Source organism: Lentibacillus halophilus, from assembly GCF_055395055.1.
Genome location: NZ_AP043750.1, coordinates 2,128,944 through 2,154,941 on the forward strand (window position 1 = coordinate 2,128,944; position 25,998 = coordinate 2,154,941).

Consider the following 25,998-nt stretch of genomic DNA (forward strand, 5'->3'; position numbering starts at 1 on the left):
TGACAGTTTTCAATAAGAAGGGTGGCGTTTTTTTGGATATCGATGTGCAGACACTGATATTTCAATTTATAGGCGGACTCGGTATTTTCCTGATCGGTATTAAATATATGGGAGAAGGCCTGCAGAAATCAGCGGGAGATCGTCTGCGAGATGTGCTTGATAAAACGACAAGTAACCCATTTCTTGGTGTGCTTTCAGGAATTGTTGTGACAATCCTTATTCAAAGCAGTTCAGGGACGACGGTATTAACTGTCGGCCTTGTCAATGCTGGATTTATGACTCTCCGGCAGGCCATTGGTGTCATAATGGGTGCCAATGTCGGTACAACGGTAACGGCATTCATTATTGGGGTTGATCTGGAAACGTATGCGCTGCCGATAATAGCAGTAGGCTGCTTACTCTTATTCTTCTTTAAAAACCAAAAAGTCCAGAATATAGGACAAGCCATTTTCGGCTTTGGTGCCTTGTTTTTGGGTCTCAGGTTCATGGGAGAGGCAATGGCGCCGCTGGAAAATGTTCAGGCATTCCATGATTTGACCTTAAGTATGAGTGAAAATCCTGTTTTAGGGGTTGTTATTGGAACAGTATTTACAGTTGTTGTTCAAAGCTCGAGTGCAACGATTGGTATTTTGCAGGGATTGTTTTCTGAGGGTGCGATTAATCTGAAGGCTTCATTGCCTGTTTTATTTGGTGACAACATTGGTACAACGCTCACAGCATTGCTGGCATCTATTGGAACCTCAATCGCAGCAAGACGCGCTGCTTTGGTTCACGTAGCATTTAACTTGCTTGGCACAACGCTAGGGTTATTACTGCTCGGCTTCTTCACGCAGTATGCTCTATATCTGCAGTCATCGTTACAATTGAATCCAGAGATGACCATTGCATTTGCTCATGGCAGCTTTAATATCGCAAATCTAATTATACAATTTCCATTTATTGGAGCGCTTGCGTGGTTAGTAACCAAGCTTGTTCCGGGCGATGACACCGTTGTTGAATACAAACCAAAACATTTGGACCCGATTTTTATTCAGCAATCATCCACATTGGCACTCGATCAGGCGAAAGCAGAAATTATTCGCATGGGCGAGTACTCGTACAAAGGACTTGAGGAAACCAATCTGTATTTAACAACGAAAAGTCAGAAGCATTCGGAAATGTCCATGCAAATCGAAGGCGCACTCAATAACCTCGATCGAAGGATAACGGAATATTTAGTGGAATTATCCGGTGAATATATGTCCGAATTGAATAGTGCCAAACATACGCTGCTGATGGACTCTGTACGTGACATTGAACGAATTGGTGATCATTTTGAAAACATTATTGAACTGATTGATTATAAAATAACCAACAAAGTCCATTTAACGGAAAAAGCACAAGAAGATTTAAATAATATGTTTGATTTAACCGTTATGACAGTAAAAGAATCCGTTGAAGCACTGGATAGCACCGACCGTGAAAAAGCATTGGGAGTTGTGCAGAAAGAGGATCAGATTGACAAGATGGAACGTGACTATCGGAAAAAACACATTATTCGTATGAATGAGGGTGTATGTACAGGATCAGCAGGCATCGTCTATGTTGACATCATCAGCAATTTAGAGCGTATTGCTGATCATGCGGTGAATATTGCTGAAGCTGTTTTGGACGAATAGAGAATATCGGCACTGAATTTATCAGCAGTTGCCGGTATTTTATCTGTTTTTGTTTTGGATATATGATGATTTTTTTGGATATTGTGTTTCTTGTTGAAAATAGGGGTTGAACATGCTATAGTTACTAATGTTGTTAATTCTTGCAGCGATATCAGTATCGTACATAATATCCCGGAATAGAGGGTTGACTAATTCCGGGAAGGGTGATAGAATGTATATCGTCGCTGTTGGGAAACAGGAAATAGAATTACTGATTATTCCACAGTAGCTCAGCGGTAGATCTATCGGAAGTTAACCGATCGATCGCAGGTTCGAATCCTGCCTGTGAAGTCATGTGGCGGTGTAGCTCAGCTGGCGAGAGCATACGGTTCATACCCGTAAGGTCGTGGGTTCGAACCCCTCCACCGCTATTCATTTTCTGATGGCGGCCGTGGCGAAGTGGTTAACGCACCGGATTGTGGCTCCGGCATGCGTGGGTTCGATCCCCACCGGTCGCCCCATATAAATAAAGCCAAGGACCCTTAGCTCAGCTGGTCAGAGCTATCGGCTCATAACCGATCGGTCGCAGGTTCGAATCCTGCAGGGTCCACCACTGACATTCGGAGGTATACCCAAGTGGCTGAAGGGATCGGTCTTGAAAACCGACAGGCGGGTCAAACCGCGCGGGGGTTCGAATCCCTCTACCTCCTCCATACATAACGTTGGCAACAACTATAACAAGATCATGTTATAAACGGCTCGATAGCTCAGTCGGTAGAGCAACGGACTGAAAATCCGTGTGTCGGCGGTTCGATTCCGTCTCGAGCCATCTTTTTAAAACAAGCATACATGCTTGTTTTTTTTATACCAAATAACGAGCATAGCTTTAGGTATTAGGAGAAATTGCGTATTGTTTGCAACAGTTTAAGTACTTTGATATATTAAAATTAAAAGGATGATACATAATCCTTTTAACAAATAAAGACAGGAAGGATGGATATAATGGCTCCATTTGAACTACCAGAACTACCATATGCATATGATGCTTTGGAACCGACGATTGACAAAGAAACCATGAATATTCACCACACAAAGCATCACAATACTTATGTCACCAAATTGAATGCCGCGCTGGAAGGTAAATCAGATCTACAGCAAAAATCACTTAACGATTTAATTGGCAATCTTGATGCTGTACCGGAGGATATTCGGACAGCTGTTCGCAACAATGGCGGTGGACATGCCAACCATAGCTTGTTCTGGAAGGTCATGTCACCCAATGGTGGGGGCGAACCAACTGGTGAACTTGCTGACAAAATTAAATCGACATTCGGCAGTTTTGACCAATTCAAAGAAGATTTTGAAACAGCCGCAAAAGGCCGCTTTGGTTCAGGCTGGGCATGGCTGATTGTTAATAATGGTAAACTGGAAATTACTAGCACACCGAATCAGGACTCCCCAATCATGGACGGTCAAACACCGATTTTAGGACTTGACGTATGGGAGCATGCTTACTACCTGAAATATCAGAACCGTCGTCCTGAATATGTCTCTGCATTTTGGAATGTTGTTAATTGGGACGAGGTTGCGAAAAACTATAACGAAGCTAAATAAGTAGCTTTAAAAACACGGGGTTAGCCTCCGTGTTTTTTTAATATAACTGGAAAATATCACTGTTGTAAGCCATCTTTTTCCCATGTTTGTTATTACATATCCGTGCTCTCATTTGTTTACACTATGAATGAACAAAAAGGAGCAATGGATATGCGTAACTATTTACAAGCCTTTACAGGAAAAATGGATATTAACCGGGATCTTATTTTGCTGCTTGTTATAGGCGGCTTGTACTCGTTGAGTATTTTTCTTTCCAATACTTTTGTGAACATATATTTATGGCGTCAGGCCGGTGATTACAGCACCATTGCCTTTTATAATCTGGCCATTTATCTGTTTCAGCCGCTCACCTTTATTCTTGCAGGAAAAATTGCTAAAAAAATTGACCGTGTTATTGTTTTACGTCTTGGTGTTATTGCTTTATCGCTCTTTTTCCTGAGTGTACTGCTTATTGCAGATAAAGCAGCAACGTACAACTTTGTGCTTGGCAGTGTGCTGGGAATAGGATTTGGATTTTACTGGTTGGCTTTTAATGTGCTTACATTTGAAATTACTGAACCTGAGTCAAGAGACTTTTTTAATGGGTTTTTAGGTGTTTTACAGTCATTAGCTGGTATGATTGGTCCGGTCCTCGCAGGGGCCATCATCGCCAGAATGGACGAGACGATTGGGTATACGGTTATTTTTTCAATTTCATTCTGCCTGTTTATTGGTGCGGTTGTATTGAGTTTTTTTCTGAAACGGCGTCAGGCAGAAGGGCGTTTTTATTTCAGGCGTGTCTTATCTGAATGGAAAGGCAATAAAAACTGGCGAAAAATATTGAATGCTCACATATCTCAAGGACTTCGGGAAGGTATTTTTTTATTTGTCATTTCCATATGGGTCTTTCTTGCCACAGGAAGTGAATTTTCGCTTGGGATCTTTAATTTGTTTCTTTCGGGATTATCTTTCGTTTTTTATTTCATCGTAACAAGATGGGTGAAACCGTACATGCGGAAAAAATTTGTACTCATAGGAGCACTGATCTTGTATTTCTCGATTTATATTATTTTGTTTGAGACTGGGTATGTGCAGCTGATGATTTATGCGGCACTCATAGGCACGGCTTATCCAATTGTCAACGTTCCTTACTTTTCCATGACATTTGACGTCATTGGAAAGGCATGGAAAGCAAAAGAATTAAGAGTGGAGTATATTGTCGTCCGTGAAGTATTTGCCAATATCGGTAGAGTGACGGCTATAGTCGTATTTCTTATTGCCATATCCATTTTTTCGGCGGAAACCATTATTCCATATCTGCTCGCCTTTTTCGGACTGGGTCATATTGTTATTTATATGTTTATTAAAGGTGTTCATTTGAAAACAAACACTAAAAACGAATCCATCACCACGGAATCTGTCACTGATGAAAAAAATCGGTGATCCCTGTTAGAAACAGCCGGAAAAAATGGTATAATAAAAACATACTATTTCCAAGGTGAAGGAGAGACATATGGCAGACGCGAAAAAGAAGAAAAAGAAAAAGGCGCAGTTGCCCTTTCGTTTAAATATATTGTTTTTTGTTGTTTTTTTGTTGTTTTCAATACTGATTCTGCAACTTGGCGTTGTCCAAATTCTAAATGGGAAAACGTTTCAAGCGGAAATCGACCGCACGTCCAATGATTACACGGAAATTTCTGTTCCCCGCGGTAAAATGTATGATCGGAATGGCGATTTAATTGTTGGCAATAATGCAGAATACGCTATCACGTATACACCGGACAAAGGCACACGGGCGAAAAAACGACTGGATGTTGCGGAAAGATTGGCCACTTATATCTCTATGGATGAAGGCGACGATGGAGATTACGGTGTTACGGAACGAAATCGGAAAGACTACTGGTATCTTAAAAACACGGAAGAAGCAAAAAGCAGGCTGACAGACAAAGAAGAAAATAACATGGATAACAGTGAGCAATACAGTACGATGATAGAACGAATTACGGATGAAGAAATTGCTCTAAGTAACTTTACCGATCAACAGCTTGAAGTGATGGCAATCAAGAAGGAAATGGACAAAGCAATGGCGCTGACGCCGCAAACAATCACAAAAGGCAATGACGTAACTCCCAGGGAATTTGCACGTGTTGCCGAACATTTGGATAAATTGTCAGGGGTGAACGCGACAACGGATTGGAACCGTAAATACCCATACGATAATACATTCCAGGCTTTTACCGGGCAACTGACATCGGAATCAGAGGGGATATTGGCTGAAAAAAAAGAATACTACTTGACAAGAGGTTACAACCGTAATGACCGTGTGGGCAGGAGTGGTCTTGAACAGGAATATGAGAGCATTTTAAGGGGACGCAAAGAAAAAATCCAATATACAACCAATAAGGAGGATACAGTAGTTGACTCTGATGTTGCTGTTGAAGGACAGCGTGGAAAGGACCTTGTTCTTTCCATTGATATGGAATTGCAGAAACAAGTGAATTCGATTCTTCGTAAGGAATTGAAGACCGCCATCCAAAATCAACCTTATGAGAATAAAGAAATGGACAGAGCTCTTGCGGTAATGATGGACCCACAGACAGGAGACATTCTCGCGGCCGGCGGGCAATATTACAACCGAAAGGAAAAGGAATTTCAAAATTCCGGGCTCAGCACCATACACAATGCATACAGCTTTGGTTCAGCGGTGAAAGGTGCAACGGTGCTGTCCGGTTATGAATCAGGGGTTATTAAGCCGGGGCGCTCCTTTTACGATGCACCAATCAAAATAAAAGGCACACCTGTGAAAAAATCTTATCATAACTTAGGGCAGGTCAACGATTTGGATGCACTAAGACTGTCATCCAACGTTTACATGTTCTACATTGCAATGCGCATGGGTGGAGATTTTAACTACCAGCCGAATGAACCGCTTAATTTTGACCCGGAGGCTTTTACGGAGATGCGCAGTTATTTCAGTCAATTCGGGCTTGGCATTTCAACCGGTATTGATTTTCCGTCGGAATCGACTGGATATGAGGGCAGTGACCCGCGCGCAGGAAATTTGCTTGACTTTGCGATTGGGCAGTATGATACGTATACAACGATGCAAATGGTCCAATATATTTCAACCATTGCCAATAACGGATACCGCGTGCAACCACATTTTTTGAAGTCCATACGCAACCCTGTGCCACACAGCGAGGAACTTGGTCCAGTATATAAAAACAATAATACCGAGATTATCAATAGGGTGGAGATGGATCAGAACTATATCGACCGTGTTCAGGAAGGGTTTCGTCAAGTGTTCCAGGAACCCGGCGGAACGGCTGAACGTTATTTTTCTGATCAGCCATATCAAGCGGCCGGTAAAACGGGTACCGCTGAAGCCGATGTTTATAAAAACGGGGAAAAAGTGCATGATGCGGAGAATTTAGCTCTTATAGGCTATGCGCCTTATGATGACCCGGAAGTAGCGTTTGCACTCATTGTACCCCAAGCAGGAACTGGAAACAAACACCCGATCAGCTATAAAATCGGTCAAGGGATTTTGGATGCGTATTTTAAATTAAATAATAAAAAAGATGAAGAGTAAAATGGTTATACCAGCCTGAGCACTCGTGCAGTGTTCAGGTTTTTTTATTTGCGCTATTCATAGGGGCGCGATTATTTACAGTATTTTTACATTCAATTCATAGGCAGTTAAAACTGTTTCGTTAATATGGGAACTGCAGAGAGGAAACCATCCTTTCTTCCTGACAAAAACAGAAACAGGAGGTTTTTAACATGAGGTCAATGTTTTTACTTGTGACCATTGCTATGTCATTGCTATTAGCTGCATGCGGCAATGCGGAAGAAAGCGCAAATGAACAGGGAAATGGCGGAGACAACAAAAATGCAGGAGACGGGTCGTCCGAAGTAATCGTGGATGGATCGTCCACCGTCTTTCCAATCATGGAAGCCATAGCTGAAGACTATCAGAAACAAAATCCTGATGCCCGGGTTAATATTGGTGTTTCCGGAAGCGGTGGTGGATTTGAAAAGTTTGCGGCAGGTGAAACCCATATTTCCAACGCTTCCCGGCCAATTAAAGAAGCAGAAAAGCAGACACTTCAGGATGCGGGTATTGACTACACCGAATTCGAAATAGCGCTTGATGGTCTTTCGATTGTTGTTAATAAAGAAAACAACTGGGTTAATAAATTGACGGTTGAACAGCTGAAAAAAATGTGGTCTAAGGATGGCGGTGTGGAAACGTGGGCCGATGTGAAAAAAGGTTGGCCTGAGGAAAAAATTGAGTTTTATAGCCCTGGAGCGGATTCCGGCACATTCGATTATTTCAGCGAAGTTGTTCTTGGAGATGCTCAGATTCGTAAAGATGCGTCATTATCAGAAGATGACAATGTCCTTGTGCAGGGGGTAATGGGCTCTCCTAATGGAATCAGTTACTTTGGATATGCTTATTACGCTGAGAACAAGGAAAACTTAAAAGCAGTACCGATTGTGAATAATGATGGGGAAGCCATTAAACCAAGCAAAGAAACCATTCAATCGGGTGCATATAATCCATTTTCACGACCACTATTCTTCTATGTAAAAAATGAAGCACTAAAAAAAGACGCTGTTTATAATTTCACCACATATGCTCTTAAAAATGCCGGTAAAATGGCAGAAACAGTCGGTTATGTCGGAAAACCGGAAAGTGCATATGAAGAAGCACTGCAAAAGGTTGATAAAATAGCCGGTAAATAGGCGAGAGGGATATGTGAGAAAAGTTTTTCTGCTTTTCTTACTTCCTGCGTTTGCCGTGACATATAGGTTATTCAATACAGAGGAGTTTTTGCATGACGGTAAATGTAAAAAACATGATCAGAAAGAAACAAACAAACCGTTTTTTCTTGCGTTTTACGGAAAAGGCTGCACCTGTATTCTTTCTATTGTGTGCGGCAATATCGGTGCTTACGACAGTTGGGATTATTCTGACATTGTTTGTGGAAACCATCACTTTTTTCAACAAGGTTTCTTTTATAGAGTTTATTACAGGAACACAGTGGTGGCCATTTGGCAGGAATCCAAGTTACGGCATTCTACCGCTTGTATCCGGAACTATGCTGATTACGATTATTGCCAGTGCGGTTGCCCTTCCCATCGGTCTTGCATCAGCTATTTATTTAAGTGAATTTGCCGGGGAACGGACACGGAAAGTGGTGAAACCGGTACTGGAAGTTTTGGCTGGAATTCCAACCATCGTTTACGGTTTCTTCGCTCTCACATTTGTGACGCCTGTTCTTGAAATGATTATTCCGGATTTGCCTGTTTTTAATGCGCTCAGTCCAGGGATTGTCGTCGGTGTAATGATTATTCCAATGATTGCGTCGCTGTCTGAAGATGCTCTCCACTCCGTCCCCATTTCGATGAGAGAAGGTGCTTTGGCCATAGGGTCCACACGTCTGGAAATGGCCATGAAAGTCGTTGTCCCTTCAGCATTATCGGGAATTATATCGTCATTTGTTCTTGGAATATCACGTGCCATTGGCGAGACGATGATTGTTGCGGTAGCTGCCGGTGCCACACCAAAGCTGACGTGGGATGTTACAGAATCCATCCAGACGATGACGGGCTATATTGTTCAGGTTAGTCTTGGGGATGTATCGTACGGATCCACAGCCTACTACAGTATTTATGCAGTGGGAATGACGTTATTTGTGTTCACATTAATTATGAATATTATATCGCATTATATTTCCCGTCGCTTTAAGGAGGATTACTAAAGATGAACCTCGTCGATAAACAGATTGTCCAAAAAAGCATGGGCAGGCGAATCCTCAAAAACCAATTGGGTAGAACAGTATTTTTCCTTGCTTCCGTTTTTGGCATTGCGATTTTGGCAGTATTGTTCTATCGTATTTTGTCAGAAGGAATGGGATATTTGGATTGGAACTTTTTAACCAATTTTGCTTCAAGATTTCCGGAAGAAGCAGGTATTAAAGCAGCCATTATAGGCTCGTTATGGCTGATGGCGGTTACGGCTCCCGTATCATTGCTGCTTGGTGTTGGAACAGCTATTTATCTGGAAGAGTATGCGAAAGACAATAAAATGACTCGGTTTATTCAAATGAATATTTCCAATCTTGCCGGGGTTCCATCTGTTGTCTTTGGTCTTTTGGGTCTTACCGTTTTTGTGCGGCTGATGGAGATGGGCAGAAGCATTATGGCGGGCGGATTGACGATGAGTCTGCTGATTCTGCCGATTATTGTTGTATCTTCCCAAGAAGCGATACGGGCTATCCCTAAAAATCAATATGAAGCATCTTTTGCGATGGGAGCAACGAAATGGCAGACGGTACTACGTGTCGTGCTGCCCGCTGCCATTCCTGGTATTCTGACAGGCGGTATTCTTGCCTTGTCACGGGCCATTGGTGAAACAGCGCCCCTTTTGATGATTGGTGCCCTGTCCTTTATTGCCTATTTGCCGGAAAATGTATGGTCCGGATTCACCGTACTGCCGATTCAAATATTTCATTGGACTGGGAGACCACAGGAGGAATTCCATTTGGTGGCTTCTGCAGGCATCATCGTACTGCTGGTTCTATTACTGCTGATGAATTCGATTGCGGTATTTATACGAAACAAGTTTTCCAAACGATCTTAATGGGAGGTTTTTTATGAGTCTGGCTGTAACGAATAAACGTACCTTTTCTGCTAATGCAGTTGAAAATAAAACGGAATTTGCAGCAAAAACGATTTATGACGTTGATAATTTTAACCTCTGGTATGGAAATGATCAGGCACTTTATGACGTCAATCTTGCTATACCAGAAAACCAGGTAACAGCGATCATCGGACCGTCTGGCTGCGGAAAATCAACTTTCATTAAGTCGCTTAATCGGATGGTGGAACTGATTCCATCGGTCAAGATAAGCGGAAATATCCGTTACGCCGGTGGTGATATATTCAGTCCTGGTTATAAAGTGGAACAATTACGAACCGATGTCGGTATGGTCTTTCAAAATCCGAACCCGTTTCCGAAATCCATTTATGAGAATATCGCCTATGGTCCGAAAATTCACGGCATTCGGAAGAAGAACGTACTTGATGAAATCGTTGCGAAAAGTCTTAAAGGGGCAGCACTATGGGATGAAGTGAAAGACCGTGTACAAGAAAATGCGTTTGGATTATCCGGCGGTCAGCAGCAGCGGTTATGTCTTGCCAGGTGCCTGGCTATTGAGCCGGATGTCATTTTAATGGACGAACCGACATCCTCCCTCGATCCAATAGCGACAGCTAAAGTGGAAGAACTTGTGCAAAGCCTGAAACGGGATTACAGTATTGTCATTGTCACCCACAATATGCAGCAGGCGGCTCGGATATCGGATAAAACAGCCTTTTTTCTTAATGGTGACGTAATCGAATTCTCGAGGACGGATAAACTTTTTTCCAACCCGGAAGACAAGCGGACTGAAGATTATATTGATGGCCGTTTCGGCTGATGGGGCGAAAGTGGGCTGGAAACATCCTATATCTTAAATCCCATAATCTTTATTGATAAATGATAAATAAAAGCTGTATTGCACGTGCAATACAGCTTAGCTTGTAATAGCCTCAGCAATTTCATTATGGCTCATATCACTATTCAATTCGAATGTTCCGAGCTGAACCAATTTGCTGTATCCTTCATTTTCCATGTATGTTGAGAATGCATCGGCATTTTCAATAATATTATGTTCTTGTAAAGTGTTACTAATGGTGGATGAAGCTGTGCCGGATTCAATGGTCAAGGTGTAAGTGTTTGTCTGGTTCGATTTAGACTCGTTTTCTTGACTGTCTTTATCGTTTGTATTGTCATCCTGGTTATTGCCGGCATTCGTACCGTTTTTGTTGTTTTCGTCCGATCGTACTGAAGCTGATATATATTCTGATTCGGTCATTACATGATATCCATTTGATTCGATTTTTTGAATCAATGCTTCTGTTGAACGCGCTGGATTATTTGGCTTATCATTTGAGAAATAAAAAACAGCAAGCATAATGATTCCGGCCGTCAACAAACCAAGTGCGAAAAAACGAATTGGTTGTTTCATCTTGTTCTCCTATCTTTCTGTTAATTGTTATTTTAGTCGCGATTTATGGTGCCTTCCGAACATTCATTTGTCGGCAGTTCTTCTTCAAGAGCTTTGATCTTTTGCTTCATTTGATAGTTTTCCTGCATGGTCGAAGTCGATATTTGTTCCAGTTCGCTTTCCAGTTGATCAAATTTATCATTCATGAAAAACGACAGGATCAATAGAACGACGGCAATGACAATAACGGTAATGATTACATAAAAAATCACGGTAGCCACCTCCCCCAATCATTTATCAATACTGTTATAACATATCATGTTGAAAAGAGAAATAATCAATTTTTAACAGCCACTTCTTGAATATTCTCCGGACATCTGCTATCATGATTAAGTCTGAAACGTCATAATAAACGTCTTTGAACAGCAAATTACCATGTTTGGAGGGAAAATAAATGCGCGTAAATATTACACTTGCTTGTACTGAAACAGGCGACCGCAACTATATTTCGACAAAAAATAAGCGGAACAATCCAGAACGTTTGGAGATTAGGAAATATAGCCCGCGTTTGAAGAAACATACACTTCATCGGGAAACCAAATAGTTCGAATCCTTTAGCTCTTGCCTTATTGCGGCAAGAGCTTTATTATAACATTAGGGTGATTTACACGTGTTCAGGAGTGTTTTCATTGCAAAAAAGAAACATGCGAAAAGACGCAAAGGACGAATTAAAAAAACTTTCGGATGCACATCGGATGCAAATCGAAAAAAAGCTTAAACAGAATCTCGTTTCTTCGGATGTGTGGAAACGTGCAGACAGAATCGGTATCACGGTGTCAAAAGGGATGGAGTGGGATACCAACCCCATTATCGAGGCGGCTTGGCAGGAAGGCAAAACCGTCGCTGTTCCGAAATGTTATCCGGATGAACGGAAACTGACTTTTTTTGATTTTCATACATATGACCAGCTCGAAACCGTTTACTATAATCTTTTGGAACCAAACCCCAACAAGACCGACAACGTTAACAAGGAGACTATTGATTTGCTTATTGTTCCTGGTCTTCTTTTTGATCAAGGAGGTTTTCGGATCGGTTTTGGCGGCGGGTATTATGACCGTTTCCTGGCTGACTTCCCGAACCGGACACTGTCACTTGCAGCAGACTTTCAGGTTGTGGAAAAGCTTCCGTCCGATTCGTATGATGTTCCCGTAGACAGTCTCATTACCGAACATGGCATGCTGGACCAAGGAGGTATGTAACGTGGATCTGGCACGGTATTCAAGACAAATGCTATTTGGTCCCATTCAAGAAACAGGGCAGAAAAAACTGACAGAAAGTTCGGTGCTCGTCATTGGTGCGGGTGCCTTGGGTAGTGTCATTTGCAACCAGCTCGTCCGGGCAGGGGTCGGTACCATTCGGCTTATTGACCGGGACTATGTGGAATGGAGCAACTTGCAGCGGCAAATGCTGTTTGATGAAGATGATGCCGTCAACGTTGTGCCAAAAGCGATTGCAGCTAAACAAAAACTCGAAAAAATGAACAGTCATGTGACGGTGGAAGCCATTGTTGGCAATGTGGCAGTAGCCAATATACGGGAACTGCTGGAAGGCATGGATGTTGTTCTGGATGGGACGGATAATTTTTCAACACGCTATTTGTTGAATGATGCCTGTTTTCAGAAGGGAATCCCATTTTCCTATGGCGGAGTGGTTAGTTCACGGGGAATGCAAGCTTTTTTTACACCGGGGGTGACCCCATGCCTGCGCTGTATGGCAAAAGGAGAAGCAGCGAGTGGTCAGACATGTGATACAGCGGGAGTTATTTCGCCCGCGGTCAATATGGTTGCATCCCATCAAGTGACTGAGACGTTGAAGTATTTAACCGGGAATCAGGATGCATTGCGGCAAACATTGAAAACGTTCGATCTCTGGCTGAATAATGGGTATGATATGAGACTATCAGCTTCTGCTCCCGACTGCCCGGTATGTCAGAACGAAGATTATCCATCTTTGAGAAAATCGGCTCAGAATGAGGAAACGGTTTTGTGCGGACGTGATACGGTTCAAATCCATCGTGAGACAAGCAGGGATTTGGAACAATGGGAAACCATACTCACTCCAACAGCTGCTTTGCAGCGCACCCCCTTTTTACTGAAAGCGGTATTCAATGATGACATTCAATTTGTTCTATTCCAGGACGGCCGTGTGCTCGTTCAAGGGACGGAAGATCCTGTTCAGGCACGGATTTTGTATGACCGTTATATCGGTTCCTAGTGCATAATTTCATATTAATGACGGATAACTAAGGACACCATATCATAAGAAAAGGGTGTCCGTTATGAGAGTATTTACTTTATTGACACTTATGGTAACCATAGCAGGGTTACTGTTCAAGTGGCGTTATCGTATTATGAACACACTTCTCGCCATTAGTTTTTTAAGACGTGCAGCAGTGATATTATCCATGAATATGCCAGTGATCCGCCAAAAGCTATTACCCGGTCTTTTTCAACGTTCAACCGAATAATGTATGTCAAAGCTGTCATTCAGGCAGCTTTTTTATGTGTGAAATGCCGTTCGCCTATATTAGGAAATTCCAGTCGGTTCGGGAACAAAAATAAGCACACGTCTGATATGATGGCCAAGAGGAGGAAGGTGCAATGGATCTGAAAGAGAAACACCGGATGTATCACTTGGCATATCATCTGGTCAGCATAGCGGGTTTTGATGTTATTGATTACAACGACGATGACATATGGATGGTAAGACATCATGGAAAAATATCCCAGATTGCCCGTCTATCTCATGGTGGTTTTGACTGGGCGAATCACTTAAAAAGAGATATAGCACACGTTTTTCAACGAGCAAAAACGATGAGACGGGATTTGCAAGGGAAATATATTGAAATACATAATGTTTACATTGCCGATCATGAGCCAGTGGATGATTGGAATATATTAAAAAAGCCAATGCAGTTGCAGGAACGGCATCCGATAAATATGTATGTATATTATTTGTCGAATACGAACAAGGAAGAAGAATTACAACGTCTGCAGTATGTATATGAAGACGCATTTCAGGATAACTCAGCCGACCTTTCGGAATCAGATTTGTCAGAACAGATCTCCTCTTATCAGAAAAAAATAGCCGAACAAATGAAATGGAAGCAACAGGATATGGAGAATTTATTTACAAAAGGCAAGCCGTTTATCACCTATGTGTTGTTGGCTGTCAATGTTTTTTTGTTTCTGCTGCTTGCTATAAATGGAGGCAGCACATCGACGGAAACATTAATCCGCTTTGGGGCGAAGTATAATCCGGCTATTCTGGAACAAGGAGAATGGTGGCGGATTGTCACATCGATGTTTTTGCATATCGGTATCGTGCATTTGGCTATGAATATGCTGGCTGTTTTTTACTTGGGATCGGCTGTGGAGAGCATATACGGGTCGGTGCGATTTGTTATGATTTATTTTCTGGCAGGTATCGGTGGTGGGCTTGCGAGCTTTGCATTTACAGCAAACATATCAGCTGGTGCCTCCGGTGCCTTATTTGGACTTTTTGGTGCGCTGTTATTTTTCGGTGTGATGCATAAGCAGGTCTTTTTTCGGACCATGGGGATGAATGTGATCCTGTTGGTTGGTATTAATATCATCTTCGGCCTCAGTGTGCCGCAAATTGACAATGGTGCCCATATGGGCGGGTTAATAGCCGGGTTTATGGCTTCGGCTGCAGTCCAGCTGCCCGGAAAAAAATGGCCCGGAATACAAATACCTGCATGGATTCTGTATGGATTGCTTGCGGTTGGATTGATTGTTTATGGAGTGGCAGCCAATACGTAGTCATGTTTCCGGTACCACCGCCCTTTTGCATGAGAGAAGTTTTGAAGGGGCTGGGACAAGACTGAACAAATCTTTTCTAAATACGAACGATATATTTAAGGCGTGGCCATCGCTCCGGAAAAACACTGCGCGTTCACCTTGCTAGGCACAAGCGCGACATCTGTTCAAGCTTCCTTTGGTCGCTTTCACAGTGTCTTCTTTGCCGCGGGCGCTGATAAGCCTCCTCGTGCTCGTCGCGTTGCAAGCTTATTCGTCGAAGCCTACGCTCCTCGCAGGTCGAAGCCTACTCATGGAAGCTTTGCTTTGTGCTTATCGCACTGCGGGGTCTTATCTAGGCTTTTCATCCCGCAGGAGTCTCCGTGTTTTTCCTACGCTAAACGAAAAATCCGAACTGATTCAGGTTTTTTGCGAATCATAGTTCGGATTTTTATTTGACTAAACGTTTTTTGTCCCAGCCTCGCCGGATCAAAAATCAGGGTACTGCTGGATGAGTTTTTTCTTCTCCCCGTTTATTTCAAAAAGGACTATCAGATGGGTCTTTTGTTTATCAAATAAAATAACCGGCACGAAGCTTGTCCATGTTTCGGATCTCGATTCTGTTGTGATGAACGGAATGACATAATTTTTGTATATTCCTTCCCACAATTGCCCGATAATTTGGTTGGTTTGTTGTTGCGTGAACGATGGGAGCGGTTCTTGATTGAATTGTTCCAGTTCAGTCAAGCCAACCGTTTTGTAAGAGTTCTTGTCAATCCCGTAATGATCCATTAGCTGATTCCATGAATAAGATAATTGTTGTTCGGTTGTATGCTCTAGTAAATGGGCCCAATCACGCTCATAATCGGTTGCAGCATGCTTGAATGAATGAGTTTCCGTGTTTGGGGAGTCAATCACATACAACTGATCGTCCGTCATTTCCTGGATACTGGTGATCGCTTCATTGGGATGGTGGATCTCACCGTGATGATACGATATCGCTTGGTAGTAGTTGCTGTCTTCTCCCGTAATCGATTCTTTCATTGCTATGGTATTCGTCTGTTCTTTCCATTTCGTTTTTACGCCACGCAATATGCCATTATGAAACAATAAGGTTGCGTCCTGCCGCAAATATAAGTCGTCTTTACTTTCTGATTGACTTTTCCACATGATGTCATAAGAGTCCTTGGTTTTTTGCGAAGCTAATTGCAGCGTGGTATCCGCTTGACGAAAATTTGCTCTTGGATCCTCCTTGAAATACGTGATGGCTGGAGCTGAGTTGGATGGCCATAAATACATAAAAACAATCGTGCACAGAGAAAGGGTTATTAACAGTACAGTCAGTTGCTTTTTCATCCTATCATCCTTAAAAAGATCTCTTGGTCTACAACAGTGGACACGCTTACGTCAACGCCATTGTATGATGGCACACGTAGGATTATGTATAGAAGGCCATATCCGGCGCACACTATGGGTCAGACTAAAATTGACAGGTGATAGGATGGAAAAAGACAAACAACCCTTATTTTCGTCATACAAACAAAACGTTGCTTACATGAAAGAACGACTGGCTGTCGATAAAAGTTTCGATGTTATTCATTTGGATCTCGAATATGCCGGCAGAAACATGGCGTTATTTTTAATTGATGGATTTGCCAAGGACGAAATATTGCACTATATTATGAAGCTTTTGGCCGATCTTGAACCGGAGCAGTTAGAACCAGATCCATTGGAAAAGCTGTTCAAAACCTATATCCCATATATTGAAGTTGATCATGTAAAGGATTTGAATCAGGCGTCTGACTTGGTTCTCGGAGGACCTGCAGCCTTAGTTGTGGAGGGCATTGATGAAATCATTATGATTGATGCCCGGACATATCCAGTTCGATCACCGGCTGAACCGGATTTGGAACGGGTTACCCGCGGACCAAGGGATGGCTTTGTCGAAACGATTGTGTTCAATACTGCCTTAACAAGAAGGCGAGTAAGGGACCGGTCACTTCGCATGGAATATTTACAAATTGGCCGCCGATCAATGACCGATGTTGCCGTATGTTATTTAGAGGATATTGCTGATCAGGAACGGGTGGACAATCTGAAAGGCGCTTTGAAGGATATCGATACAGATGGCTTGCCCATGGCTGAGAAGACGGTTGAAGAATATATCGGCGGCCGTCACTGGAACCCGTATCCGACAGTGCGCTACACGGAAAGGCCGGATGTGGCTGCTTCTCATTTATATGAAGGACATATACTCGTTATTATTGATGGTTCGCCAAGTGTTATGATTACCCCAGCAACTTACTGGCACCATTTGCAGCACGCTGAGGAATATCGGCAAAAACCAATTGTGGGAGCATACTTACGATTGGTGCGCTATATTGCCGTTTTTGCCTCAATTTTCCTTTTGCCGTTGTATTACTTGTTATCCACTAATCCGGACTTTCTTCCAGGTACGATTTCGTTTATAGGTCCTAGTGAAGAAGGGACCATTCCGCTTCTTCTGCAATTTCTTCTGGCCGAGCTGGGAATTGATATACTCAGAATGGCAGCTGTACACATACCATCATCACTGGCCACGGCTCTTGGACTTGTCGCTGCTATCCTGATTGGACAGGTCGCTGTTGAGGTCGGGCTGTTTTCAAATGAGGTTATCCTTTATCTAGCCATTGCTGCGATTGGAACCTATGCGACACCAAGTTATGAATTGAGTTTGGCAAACAGGCTTGTTCGGCTCTTTCTTCTAATGGTTACTGGGATGTTTGGTGCTATAGGTTATATGGTGGGAATCACACTCTGGCTGTTGTATCTCGTCCGCATGACGTCATTTCAGACAGCCTATTTTTGGCCGTTGATGCCATTTTCCTACCGTGCCTTTCGGGGTATGTTTATTCGTGCTCCAGTCCCGCTTAAAAACCGCAGACCTGTATTTTTAAACCCGAAAGATCCGGATCGTTGATAAACGTGATCCGGATCTTTATATTCCTTTTCTTATCATTCTTTGGTATAATATGATTTGGTGATTGATATGGAAACGATTTATGATGTAAGACAATTGTTAAAGCGATTTGGAACAGTTATTTATGTTGGTAACAGGTTGGCTGATATGGAATTGATGGAAGATGAAATCAAAGAATTGTATCAATCCCAATGTATTGACATAGAAACGTATCAAATGGCACTGCTCCTTTTACGTGGTGAAATGTCACGTCTTCGTGATGAAAAAGGAGCGAATGATCAATGACGATTTGGAAACGGTGGCAGTCGTACAAAAAAGCTGATCCATTGCTATCGGATCAGCTTTTACATTTATCACGCATGAAGGGCTTGTCATACCCATCTCCAAACATGAGTGAACCAATATTGTGATTGTATAAATTGGCGTCTGAGTAAAAGAAAAACGAACATAGCTTGTTCGTTTTATATAATGCCTAATTCCGTTATAATCGTTGCAATGGAGAAAAATCCGAATACCAGTACGGAAACTGCTGAGAAGCCAAGAGCAAATAAGTTTTTAATCCGCATTTGCCGTATAACGGACACAACGGCTAACAACGTAACAAGCAAAAAGATAACACCTAAAGTCATCGTTTAATATCCTCCTTGTCAATGAAAATGCAATACGTTTATTCGTAATATTATGTATCTAACCGTTTCCTATACTTATTTTATAGTATAAAATGGATTTTGTCGAGTTAAATTCATGGCAATTTCTTTTAACAAATTAAGAGGAGGAACTGTAATGAATGTTCATTGTATACCTGCCGGCCCATTGGGGACAAATTGCTATATCGTAAGGAACGGGACGGATGCGCTCATCATAGATCCCGGTGGCGATGAAGACCATATCATTCAATATTTAACAGATGCGGGCGTGACACCCAGGGCGATTTTTTTAACCCATGCACACTTTGATCATATCGGGGCTGTCAGTGCATTGCGATTTTACTATGACATCGACGTCCATATTCACGTCAATGAACAACATTGGTTAGACGACCCGGAAAAGAATGGGTCAAGCCTGTTTTTGGGACGTGGTATCAAAACGGAGCAAGCGGAACACGTTCTTGTTCCCGGTCGTCTTCAGGAAGGTTCCATGTCATTTGATGTTATTCATACACCGGGGCACTCGCCAGGAAGTGTCAGCTTTCTGTTTCATGATGAGCAGGTGATCATCAGTGGGGATGTGTTATTTAATGGTGGGATTGGACGGACAGATTTGCCGGGTGGAGACATACAGCAATTAGAGAGGAGCATACGCACGTCGCTTTATGGACTGCCGGATTCCTATGTTGTTTATCCAGGTCATGGACCGGAAACAACAATTGGCCAAGAGAAGCAACAAAACCCATTTTTTACAATTTAATCATATATGCGCGCATGTTGCGCGGGAAATCGCACAAAACTGCCAACCATCAATGCTGGCTGGCAGTTTTAAGGGGGATGTGCTCTTATCTTGTATTGGTTCAAAATAAAACGTTATTCTAAATTTAGATTATAAAGTCATGTGAACCATCTGTCAATAGTTAATTCAAGCGTGAATAAAAAACCCCAGACTGTTATGACATGCACAGTGGGGTTGTTTATTCAGCCAACCATACACATTCCTCAGAATCCCGGTACTAATATGAATTCCGAATACCAGGTAAAACCAATGAAAAACAGGGTGCAATAAGCTCCGAACAAATACATATACATGCGTTCAGATAATTTCAGATAGCCTATTGTCAGGAAAAATAACGTCTGAATCAGAAACAGTACAGCCGTCTTATTCATTTCCCCAATATAAAACATGACGGTGAAAATACCTGTCCAAAAGGCAAGGACACGAAACATCCGATCCATGTTTTCCTCCTCCTTTATGTAACCTTATCAAGGCTATTATAAACGACGAATCATATAATGTAAATGAATGATGTTGAACGGTTATTGAACATTTTTCCAAATACGTACCATTCACACCGTGAGACAATGTCCGATTTCCACTTAACCCAACTCGTTTATAAAGTTGGTAACATATCGCTTCAAAAAACATTTTCATACCATTTAGGTTAACCCTCAGAAACCATTTTATTCACTAGGTCGTTCAAGCTTAGGTATTTTAAGCCGGTTCCGTATGTTGTACTCAGCCCCTTTGTCGGTTTTGAGAAATAAAAACAGACGGTACTCGTTTTGTAATTTGGCATAGTGTACGACTGCATGGCCATATGGAAACGGATAGCGGACCGGATTCGGAATGTCTTTGTCATACGTTATATCATTTTTAAGTTGTACCCGGCTCATTTGCAATAATGTTTCCAGTTTCACCTGTTCATCATGGTCTTCAGCAATGCTCAATTCATCATGATACAATTGGGTACTGGCCGTAATGCTAATCAATGCAATTGCTATAAAGAAAAGAACAAAGGGGAGAATAAACCCTTTTTGATTATCGATATATAATGATATCTTTTTCATACGTATCCCCATCCGTCATGGTAATTGAAACGCGGAAACCGTGTTTTATGGTTTTAAAATGCACGTCCTGCACATCTTGAAGATAAATTTCAAACCCTGTCCGGTCCACTTTCCGAACGACCCTATTTCCGTGTTTTTCAATAGATGCTATGCTGCCATCCTGTTGTTTAAGATAGATTGTCGAGGATGCCACTGATATATCAGTGGAACGGACGACATCATCGCGTAAAAAATAAAAAAATTGCTGCACTGATAAATCATTGTAATTTGAAGAAAATGAGGTTCCTTTCGCAAGATATCCCATAAAGGGAAGCATCATCACCAAGATGCTCATGGTCAGAAGAACCTCTGCAAATGAAAATCCTTTATTATTGGTCCGGATAGCCGTATAGACAACTTGTATCGCCTCTTTTTTGCGCATTAGTCCATGTCACACATCCTTTAATAAGTTGTGCCTCCTTGGTGAAGGAAAAGATAGCCTCGGTTCCTTTTATACGTTTCGTTGATTCATTGGGAAGGGGTGGGTGATTGCCATTCCATAAATACGTTTGAAGTTCGCTGTGCAATTCATTAACAATGCTGCGTTTTTGTTGCTGTACCATGCGTTCTTTCATCAAAAGATCGGTAGCGGGAATGAGAGAAGTTATGATCATCATGAGAAGACTCGCCGCAACGACCGTTTCAATCAGAGTAAATCCGTTACTTTTCCGCAATGTAGCATCGTCCTTTCCCTAATGGACAAACAATGTTGTAGGTGCTTGATGATGTTTGAATGGAAAACGTGCCTGATTTACGAATCGTTCCTCTCTCGTTGAATGAAATGGCGGGCAATGTCCGTGGCTGAACATTCCATCCATCAGGCACCGTGCGGGTGACCACGATTTCACCACTGGAAGCAAATGTGACATCCTTAATGACGTAATGATGGTCATCAGGAAACGTTAAGCTATAGGTCGTGTCCGCATCATTATAAGACAGACTTTGTGTGTACAATAAATCCATTTGTAACGTTTCTAAAAAGTGTTTTTCTGTTTGTTTTTCCAGTACTGGCAATGGCATAGGGGCCACTAAAAGCAAAATGACCGACCAGACAGCAAGAACGATCAACATTTCAATCAGTGTAAAACCATCTTCATGATGACCATTCATGAGGAAGCATCCGTACCCGTATCTTTATATACCGTATTATTTTCATTAATCTTCAATGTCGTTTCGTCATCCGGGCATGTCGTTTGTTCTTCAGTAATATATCCATTTTCTTTTAATTCCTTGACCGTTTCCGGATAACTATTCATTTCAATATAGTACGCATCAGCCTGGGATTGGACGACACTAATAAGCGCTTCGCAGCCTTTTTTATTGATTTCCTCGCTTTTGTCACCCAGATTTGGTATAAGCAGCATGACCATTACCGATATAATCATCAGAACGACCAGCATTTCGATTAATGTGAACGCCTTTTGGTTTTTAAACATGGATTACATCTCCTTTTAAATGGTTAGTGACTAATTGAAGCATTGGACATAGAAAGGTAAAGCTTAGCCAAAAATAAGCTTCTGCATCCGCACACTAGGAATTCAGCGCCAAGGGCAATACAAAATAGTATGATAGATCGTCCTTCAAAAATCCATGACTAACATTGTCAGCCTGTTGAGACTGTCTAAGTAAGTCCTGAAAAAAGGTCGAGAAAAGAAGGGATGACTGAGCGTTGGATCTGGTCTTTCATTACCATCTCAATAAGCGATGGATTATATCTCTTAAGTGTTTGCCGTGCAAGATATACGATCAACAAGGCATCAGTAAACATAATGATCTAGTTCATACTAAAAGCGGGCTAAGTTTAGTTTGATATACAATCGCTACTTTTTTGTTTACCTGAACCTGCAATATGTCATTAACATCCTTTTCACTCTGATTTTATAGACTGACTACACTGCACGATCTTTCCTACAGAATTGTTTGCAACATTATGTAGAAAAGTGTGGTTTTTCCACTGTGGATGGGTCCTATAAACAGAATAATTCCGTTGCATTTTGTGATTCATTCCTTCTGTTATTAGCTGGTTTGGAAAAAAGAAAAAGCTTATAAAGGGTAATGTTTTTTGCGGAAGAACACGGGTTGCCGGGCCCTCTGTTTGATTGACCGGAAGTGTGGATAAATGAAGTGTGCTATGATTTTGCAGCTGTTCACGGCTAATTGTTCCCATTTTGCGGTTTTCAAAATTCACCTCTGTCCATTTCAGAATATAAACTTATAAATTATAATAAGTAATCAGTAATGGGTATTGGCTAATGAAATCAACTGATGGTGACTTTTTCCCAAGTACTCGAGAGTGGATATCTGCGTGATTGGAGAAAGGATAGAAGTGAATATCCGAAGCATTGGCATTAATAGCATATTGCAGAAGCTGTTCTGAGATTTTTGGAAGCTGTGTCCAAAGAAAATTTCACCTCCTTTGTTAAACTATATTCGACATGTTTTGCCAAACTCCTTCTTTTTTATAAAGAATTTCATAAAATTTTTAAAAGCAGGGAAAATGTGAAATCACTTTATTTAATAGTGGATTGGAAAAGCACTGTAGAGCCTCTTATGTTCTGTTGTATTCGTTTTTAGGCGAATCATTTGGGAATAAAACCCTGAATAAGCTTTGTGCACAACTTTGCTCATACAACAATAAAGTTGATACCACAATAAAAGTCATTTTTCATGGATTCTATGTATTTCCTAATACGAAATGTTTTCTAAAAGAAATGTACGATGTTTGGTTTTAAGATAAAAGTTTTTTCGGTTAAATGGTGCATTCGTAGAATAAGATCTGCGCCATTTATTGATTTATTGGGCCATTTTAGAATTGATTTTGCTACAGAATTTACACAAAATAATTCAAAGCCATTTGTCGAGGTAATAAACTATAAACATAAAGATTTAAAAACGTTAATAACTAATTAGAGGCTGCTGAGTATGAACCAACAAACCGCTGGGCAAGGATTATCTAGCAGTTTCCAAGCAAAAGCAACCGGGGCATAAAAACGTTCGACAAGCCGTTTGCAAACAGCTGGATTACGTTCAGAGAAACTTAAAGCATATCCCGTTCCTTGTGCAGAATATAGGCCTGTTATCCCTGGACAAGCCGCAATATCGTGAATTATTGGTCATACAGGAACTAACCCGTCAACAGCAGAACATGTGTGACCATAAGACACATCAAATATCAAATCGACCATCGCATTTTCAGTATCACCAGCCTTATGTATGTCCGATTGTACGTGGTAAAACAGATGCCAATGTTGAGTTCGGGGCCAAAAGCTCCGTAAGCATGATCAATGGTTATACCACACTGAATAAACTGTCATGAGACGCCTATCATGAAGGTGTCTATCTTCAGAAATCCATTGAAGCCTATCGCAGACGGAGGGGAAACAGTATTCAGCTTTAAGAAGAAATTCAATGGCCTGTGTAGCCCTTCCAACGTGCGGTTTGGCGATGGCTGAATCGCAACGGTATCTTCCTTCTTTAATTGACAAGATTGAAGTGATTTTGGAGGAAGTAGGTCTTATGGAAGAAGAAATTGTAATTCGCATGTCCGGCTGCCCAAATGGATGTTCACGTCCGGATCTGGCAGAAATAGCCTTTATCGGAAAAGCTCCCGGAAAATATAATATGTATCTCGGAGGCGGATTTACCGGAGATCGACTTAATAAACTTTATCGTGAAAATATAGGAGAAAAAGAAATACTGGAAACGTTAAAGCCGATTTTTAAACATTATGCAAAGGAACGTTTGGAAGGCGAACATTTTGGAGACTTCGTAATACGAGCCGGTTATGTCGAAGAAGTGCATTCAGGTCTGGATTTCCATGCAAAATAGAATGGTAGAAGAATAGATATACCGGCAGAAGCACCAGGATATCAGCACATGTAACTATTTAAATGATCAGAAATGGGGTTGAAATAATGGGAAAGGTTTATTTGGTGGGAGCGGGTCCCGGTGATGCGGATTTAATTACTGTTAAAGGGTTGAAAACGATTCAGCGTTCCGATGTTATTTTGTATGACCGTTTAGTTAATGAAGAATTACTGGATTACGCCCCTAAACGAACGGAATTGATTTTTTGCGGAAAGCACCCGGATCATCATGCGCTGACACAGCATGAGATTAATAACTTGCTTTGTGATTTCGCAAAAAAGGAAAGGTTGTTATAAGGTTAAAAGGCGGTGACCCTTTTATTTTTGGAAGGGGTGGCGAGGAAGCTGAAGTACTAAGCAAAAAAGGGATTGACTTTGAAATTATTCCGGGCATTATTTCCGGTTCTGCTGCGCCTGCTTATGCAGGGATTCCGTTAACGCACCGGAATTACAGTTCTTCTGTTGCTTTTGTCTCTGGAGTAAACAAAACAGAAGAAAGCAATGAAAAATACTGGGAGCACCTTGCCAAAGGTCCTAAGACCCTTTGTTTTTATATGGGGGTCAAAAACCTTGCAGCTATTTGTGAAAAGCTTGTTCGATATGGCCGTGATATTAATACGCCAATCGCTATAGTTCAATGGGGTACAACGGCAAAACAACAAACCGTAACAGGCACATTGGAAACGATTATGGATAAATCGTCTGCTGTAAAAAATCCAACGATAATTATTGTTGGGGAAGTTGTACGGCTAAGGGAAAAGCTTCATTGGTTTGCGCAGGAGTCTGATGAAAAAGCGATTGCTGTTTTAAGCAATTTTGCCTGATTCGGAGGGTGAGTATGTGCAAGGGATTTTATATATAAGCCTACACCATTAGCAGCCCGCGGCAGCAAAACAATGAAATGGTTTAAAAAACATGACCTGTCTGCAGCGTTTGTCTCAGAAGACGGTACGATAGACAATTTACTGAAATCGGTGGAAGACTCAAATGCTTTTGGAAACCATGTTTTTTTACAGGCTTACAATCAGGATGATGCATTATTAGAGCAAAGACTCCAGGAGTTGGGCTATACCGTTTATCTATCTAAACCTTATCAATACAGGGAACCGGACAAAAATACCTTTACCAATTTAATACAGGAAATTATCAATCAATCATTAGATGCTGTTATCTTTACAAGCAAAACACAGGTGCAAAATCTGTTTCATAACACCAGCGATGCAAAAGCTCTAACGGAGTCCTTTGATAACCATGTTTTAGCGGTTGCAGTCGGGAAAGTGACCGCTAGTGAACTTACAAATAACGGCGTATCAAATGTATGGTATCCGCGGGAACCAAAAATGGAGGCAATGGTTGTCAAACTAAGGAATTATATTTTGTATTATTCAAGGGAAAAAGCTGGACGTTGAATAAAATAGTTATCACAAATTCCTTGGTCGGATTAGTATGATGAGGTCTAAAATCAGTTGTCAGCAGACTGTTAAGATACAGTAAGGGGTAGGTTGATGATCAAGGAAAATTGGGGCTCAGT

Annotated in this window: 27 protein-coding genes, 6 tRNA genes and 2 pseudogenes; 25 read left to right on the top strand and 10 right to left on the bottom strand. The window is 41.6% G+C overall.

Translation table 11 applies throughout. The features are described 5' to 3' along the window. Nucleotides 1–32: 32 nt before the first annotated feature. The 14 genes from ACZ5Q7_RS10440 (at nucleotide 33) to pstB (ending at nucleotide 10,717) form a co-directional block, all read left to right on the top strand. A complete protein-coding gene (locus ACZ5Q7_RS10440) occupies nucleotides 33–1,658 on the top strand; it encodes a Na/Pi cotransporter family protein (protein WP_343752817.1) in 1,626 nt (541 codons plus the stop codon). 258 nt (nucleotides 1,659–1,916) lie between these two features. Next, nucleotides 1,917–1,988 (top strand) — tRNA-Asn (locus tag ACZ5Q7_RS10445). A gap of 6 nt (nucleotides 1,989–1,994) precedes the next feature. After that, nucleotides 1,995–2,068: transfer RNA gene (locus tag ACZ5Q7_RS10450), tRNA-Met, on the top strand. A 14-nt stretch (nucleotides 2,069–2,082) separates the two neighbouring features. Further along, nucleotides 2,083–2,158 (top strand) — tRNA-His (locus tag ACZ5Q7_RS10455). A 15-nt stretch (nucleotides 2,159–2,173) separates the two neighbouring features. Then, nucleotides 2,174–2,250: transfer RNA gene (locus ACZ5Q7_RS10460), tRNA-Ile, on the top strand. A 9-nt stretch (nucleotides 2,251–2,259) separates the two neighbouring features. Next, a tRNA-Ser gene (locus tag ACZ5Q7_RS10465) sits at nucleotides 2,260–2,350 on the top strand. Between the two features lie 43 nt (nucleotides 2,351–2,393). Continuing rightward, nucleotides 2,394–2,466, top strand: a tRNA-Phe gene (locus ACZ5Q7_RS10470). Between the two features lie 173 nt (nucleotides 2,467–2,639). Then, nucleotides 2,640–3,251 (top strand): superoxide dismutase, encoded by a 612-nt coding sequence (locus ACZ5Q7_RS10475; RefSeq protein WP_343752819.1) that lies wholly within the window; start codon nucleotides 2,640–2,642, stop codon nucleotides 3,249–3,251. Nucleotides 3,252–3,401: 150 nt separating this feature from the next. Beyond that, complete coding sequence (locus ACZ5Q7_RS10480; RefSeq protein WP_343752821.1) at nucleotides 3,402–4,673, top strand: MFS transporter; 1,272 nt, start codon at nucleotides 3,402–3,404, stop codon at nucleotides 4,671–4,673. Between the two features lie 70 nt (nucleotides 4,674–4,743). After that, nucleotides 4,744–6,822: a peptidoglycan D,D-transpeptidase FtsI family protein gene (locus ACZ5Q7_RS10485; RefSeq protein WP_343752823.1), complete on the top strand. Its 2,079-nt coding sequence runs from the start codon at nucleotides 4,744–4,746 to the stop codon at nucleotides 6,820–6,822. 191 nt (nucleotides 6,823–7,013) lie between these two features. After that, on the top strand, nucleotides 7,014–7,979 hold the full coding sequence (locus tag ACZ5Q7_RS10490; protein ID WP_343752825.1) for a PstS family phosphate ABC transporter substrate-binding protein: 966 nt from the start codon (nucleotides 7,014–7,016) through the stop codon (nucleotides 7,977–7,979). A gap of 92 nt (nucleotides 7,980–8,071) precedes the next feature. Continuing rightward, nucleotides 8,072–8,998 (top strand): phosphate ABC transporter permease subunit PstC, encoded by a 927-nt coding sequence (gene pstC / locus ACZ5Q7_RS10495; RefSeq protein WP_343752827.1) that lies wholly within the window; start codon nucleotides 8,072–8,074, stop codon nucleotides 8,996–8,998. Nucleotides 8,999–9,000: 2 nt separating this feature from the next. Further along, the gene (pstA, locus tag ACZ5Q7_RS10500; RefSeq protein ID WP_343752829.1) at nucleotides 9,001–9,879 is read left to right on the top strand and encodes a phosphate ABC transporter permease PstA; all 879 of its coding nucleotides are present in this window, start codon (nucleotides 9,001–9,003) and stop codon (nucleotides 9,877–9,879) included. Between the two features lie 13 nt (nucleotides 9,880–9,892). Then, nucleotides 9,893–10,717: a phosphate ABC transporter ATP-binding protein PstB gene (pstB, locus tag ACZ5Q7_RS10505; protein WP_343752831.1), complete on the top strand. Its 825-nt coding sequence runs from the start codon at nucleotides 9,893–9,895 to the stop codon at nucleotides 10,715–10,717. A gap of 96 nt (nucleotides 10,718–10,813) precedes the next feature. Here the strand turns inward: pstB and ACZ5Q7_RS10510 are convergent, their stop codons facing one another. Both ACZ5Q7_RS10510 and ACZ5Q7_RS10515 read right to left on the bottom strand, forming a co-directional pair. Then, a complete protein-coding gene (locus ACZ5Q7_RS10510; RefSeq protein ID WP_343752833.1) occupies nucleotides 10,814–11,308 on the bottom strand; it encodes an endolytic transglycosylase MltG in 495 nt (164 codons plus the stop codon). Nucleotides 11,309–11,340: 32 nt separating this feature from the next. Beyond that, nucleotides 11,341–11,559 carry a hypothetical protein gene (locus ACZ5Q7_RS10515; protein WP_343752835.1) on the bottom strand — a complete coding sequence of 73 codons (219 nt, stop codon included), beginning with the start codon at nucleotides 11,557–11,559 and terminating at the stop codon, nucleotides 11,341–11,343. A gap of 182 nt (nucleotides 11,560–11,741) precedes the next feature. On the opposite strand from ACZ5Q7_RS10515, the gene rpmG reads away from it, so the two are divergent. The 5 genes from rpmG to ACZ5Q7_RS10540 all read left to right on the top strand — a co-directional run bounded on the left by rpmG (nucleotide 11,742) and on the right by ACZ5Q7_RS10540 (nucleotide 15,129). Continuing rightward, nucleotides 11,742–11,891: a 50S ribosomal protein L33 gene (gene rpmG / locus ACZ5Q7_RS10520; protein ID WP_343752837.1), complete on the top strand. Its 150-nt coding sequence runs from the start codon at nucleotides 11,742–11,744 to the stop codon at nucleotides 11,889–11,891. Nucleotides 11,892–11,967: 76 nt separating this feature from the next. Further along, entirely contained in the window at nucleotides 11,968–12,546 is a 579-nt protein-coding gene (locus ACZ5Q7_RS10525) for a 5-formyltetrahydrofolate cyclo-ligase (protein WP_343752839.1), read from the top strand. Nucleotide 12,547: 1 nt separating this feature from the next. Next, on the top strand, nucleotides 12,548–13,561 hold the full coding sequence (locus ACZ5Q7_RS10530; RefSeq protein ID WP_343752841.1) for a ThiF family adenylyltransferase: 1,014 nt from the start codon (nucleotides 12,548–12,550) through the stop codon (nucleotides 13,559–13,561). 64 nt (nucleotides 13,562–13,625) lie between these two features. Next, a complete protein-coding gene (locus tag ACZ5Q7_RS10535) occupies nucleotides 13,626–13,814 on the top strand; it encodes a hypothetical protein (protein ID WP_343752843.1) in 189 nt (62 codons plus the stop codon). A 133-nt stretch (nucleotides 13,815–13,947) separates the two neighbouring features. Further along, nucleotides 13,948–15,129, top strand: a complete 1,182-nt coding sequence (locus ACZ5Q7_RS10540; RefSeq protein WP_343752845.1) for a rhomboid family intramembrane serine protease — start codon at nucleotides 13,948–13,950, stop codon at nucleotides 15,127–15,129. A gap of 465 nt (nucleotides 15,130–15,594) precedes the next feature. On the opposite strand, the gene ACZ5Q7_RS10545 is transcribed toward ACZ5Q7_RS10540, so the two are convergent. Beyond that, nucleotides 15,595–16,461, bottom strand: a complete 867-nt coding sequence (locus ACZ5Q7_RS10545; RefSeq protein ID WP_343752847.1) for a hypothetical protein — start codon at nucleotides 16,459–16,461, stop codon at nucleotides 15,595–15,597. Between the two features lie 145 nt (nucleotides 16,462–16,606). Here ACZ5Q7_RS10545 and ACZ5Q7_RS10550 point away from each other — a divergent pair, with 145 nt between their 5' ends. Both ACZ5Q7_RS10550 and ACZ5Q7_RS10555 read left to right on the top strand, forming a co-directional pair. Beyond that, nucleotides 16,607–18,064 carry a spore germination protein gene (locus ACZ5Q7_RS10550; RefSeq protein WP_343752849.1) on the top strand — a complete coding sequence of 486 codons (1,458 nt, stop codon included), beginning with the start codon at nucleotides 16,607–16,609 and terminating at the stop codon, nucleotides 18,062–18,064. 69 nt (nucleotides 18,065–18,133) lie between these two features. Continuing rightward, on the top strand, nucleotides 18,134–18,349 hold the full coding sequence (locus ACZ5Q7_RS10555) for a YqgQ family protein (protein ID WP_343752851.1): 216 nt from the start codon (nucleotides 18,134–18,136) through the stop codon (nucleotides 18,347–18,349). Nucleotides 18,350–18,525: 176 nt separating this feature from the next. Here ACZ5Q7_RS10555 and ACZ5Q7_RS10560 read toward each other — a convergent pair whose 3' ends face one another. Then, nucleotides 18,526–18,693 carry a DUF2759 family protein gene (locus ACZ5Q7_RS10560; protein ID WP_343752853.1) on the bottom strand — a complete coding sequence of 56 codons (168 nt, stop codon included), beginning with the start codon at nucleotides 18,691–18,693 and terminating at the stop codon, nucleotides 18,526–18,528. 154 nt (nucleotides 18,694–18,847) lie between these two features. Here ACZ5Q7_RS10560 and ACZ5Q7_RS10565 point away from each other — a divergent pair, with 154 nt between their 5' ends. After that, a complete protein-coding gene (locus ACZ5Q7_RS10565; protein ID WP_343752855.1) occupies nucleotides 18,848–19,471 on the top strand; it encodes an MBL fold metallo-hydrolase in 624 nt (207 codons plus the stop codon). Nucleotides 19,472–19,713: 242 nt separating this feature from the next. Here the strand turns inward: ACZ5Q7_RS10565 and ACZ5Q7_RS10570 are convergent, their stop codons facing one another. The 6 genes from ACZ5Q7_RS10570 to comGC form a co-directional block, all read right to left on the bottom strand. Further along, nucleotides 19,714–19,950 (bottom strand): DUF2626 domain-containing protein, encoded by a 237-nt coding sequence (locus ACZ5Q7_RS10570; protein WP_343752857.1) that lies wholly within the window; start codon nucleotides 19,948–19,950, stop codon nucleotides 19,714–19,716. 225 nt (nucleotides 19,951–20,175) lie between these two features. Beyond that, nucleotides 20,176–20,562: a hypothetical protein gene (locus ACZ5Q7_RS10575; protein WP_343752859.1), complete on the bottom strand. Its 387-nt coding sequence runs from the start codon at nucleotides 20,560–20,562 to the stop codon at nucleotides 20,176–20,178. Continuing rightward, complete coding sequence (locus ACZ5Q7_RS10580) at nucleotides 20,534–20,983, bottom strand: ComGF family competence protein (protein ID WP_343752861.1); 450 nt, start codon at nucleotides 20,981–20,983, stop codon at nucleotides 20,534–20,536. Before ACZ5Q7_RS10580 ends, ACZ5Q7_RS10575 begins: the two co-directional genes overlap by 29 nt. Continuing rightward, nucleotides 20,931–21,275: a competence type IV pilus minor pilin ComGE gene (gene comGE, locus ACZ5Q7_RS10585; RefSeq protein ID WP_343752863.1), complete on the bottom strand. Its 345-nt coding sequence runs from the start codon at nucleotides 21,273–21,275 to the stop codon at nucleotides 20,931–20,933. The genes ACZ5Q7_RS10580 and comGE overlap by 53 nt, the downstream gene beginning before the upstream one ends. Then, complete coding sequence (gene comGD, locus ACZ5Q7_RS10590) at nucleotides 21,262–21,711, bottom strand: competence type IV pilus minor pilin ComGD (protein WP_343752865.1); 450 nt, start codon at nucleotides 21,709–21,711, stop codon at nucleotides 21,262–21,264. The genes comGE and comGD overlap by 14 nt, the downstream gene beginning before the upstream one ends. After that, nucleotides 21,708–22,037 (bottom strand): competence type IV pilus major pilin ComGC, encoded by a 330-nt coding sequence (comGC, locus tag ACZ5Q7_RS10595; RefSeq protein WP_343752867.1) that lies wholly within the window; start codon nucleotides 22,035–22,037, stop codon nucleotides 21,708–21,710. The genes comGD and comGC overlap by 4 nt, the downstream gene beginning before the upstream one ends. 1,933 nt (nucleotides 22,038–23,970) lie before the next feature. On the opposite strand from comGC, the pseudogene ACZ5Q7_RS10600 reads away from it, so the two are divergent. From ACZ5Q7_RS10600 to ACZ5Q7_RS10610, 3 genes and pseudogenes are all read left to right on the top strand, one after another. After that, nucleotides 23,971–24,429, top strand: a pseudogene (locus ACZ5Q7_RS10600) (sulfite reductase); the annotation flags it as partial. Between the two features lie 86 nt (nucleotides 24,430–24,515). Further along, nucleotides 24,516–25,291: pseudogene (gene cobA / locus ACZ5Q7_RS10605) on the top strand (uroporphyrinogen-III C-methyltransferase). A gap of 72 nt (nucleotides 25,292–25,363) precedes the next feature. Then, entirely contained in the window at nucleotides 25,364–25,876 is a 513-nt protein-coding gene (locus ACZ5Q7_RS10610) for a uroporphyrinogen-III synthase (RefSeq protein WP_464432863.1), read from the top strand. Nucleotides 25,877–25,998: the final 122 nt, after the last annotated feature.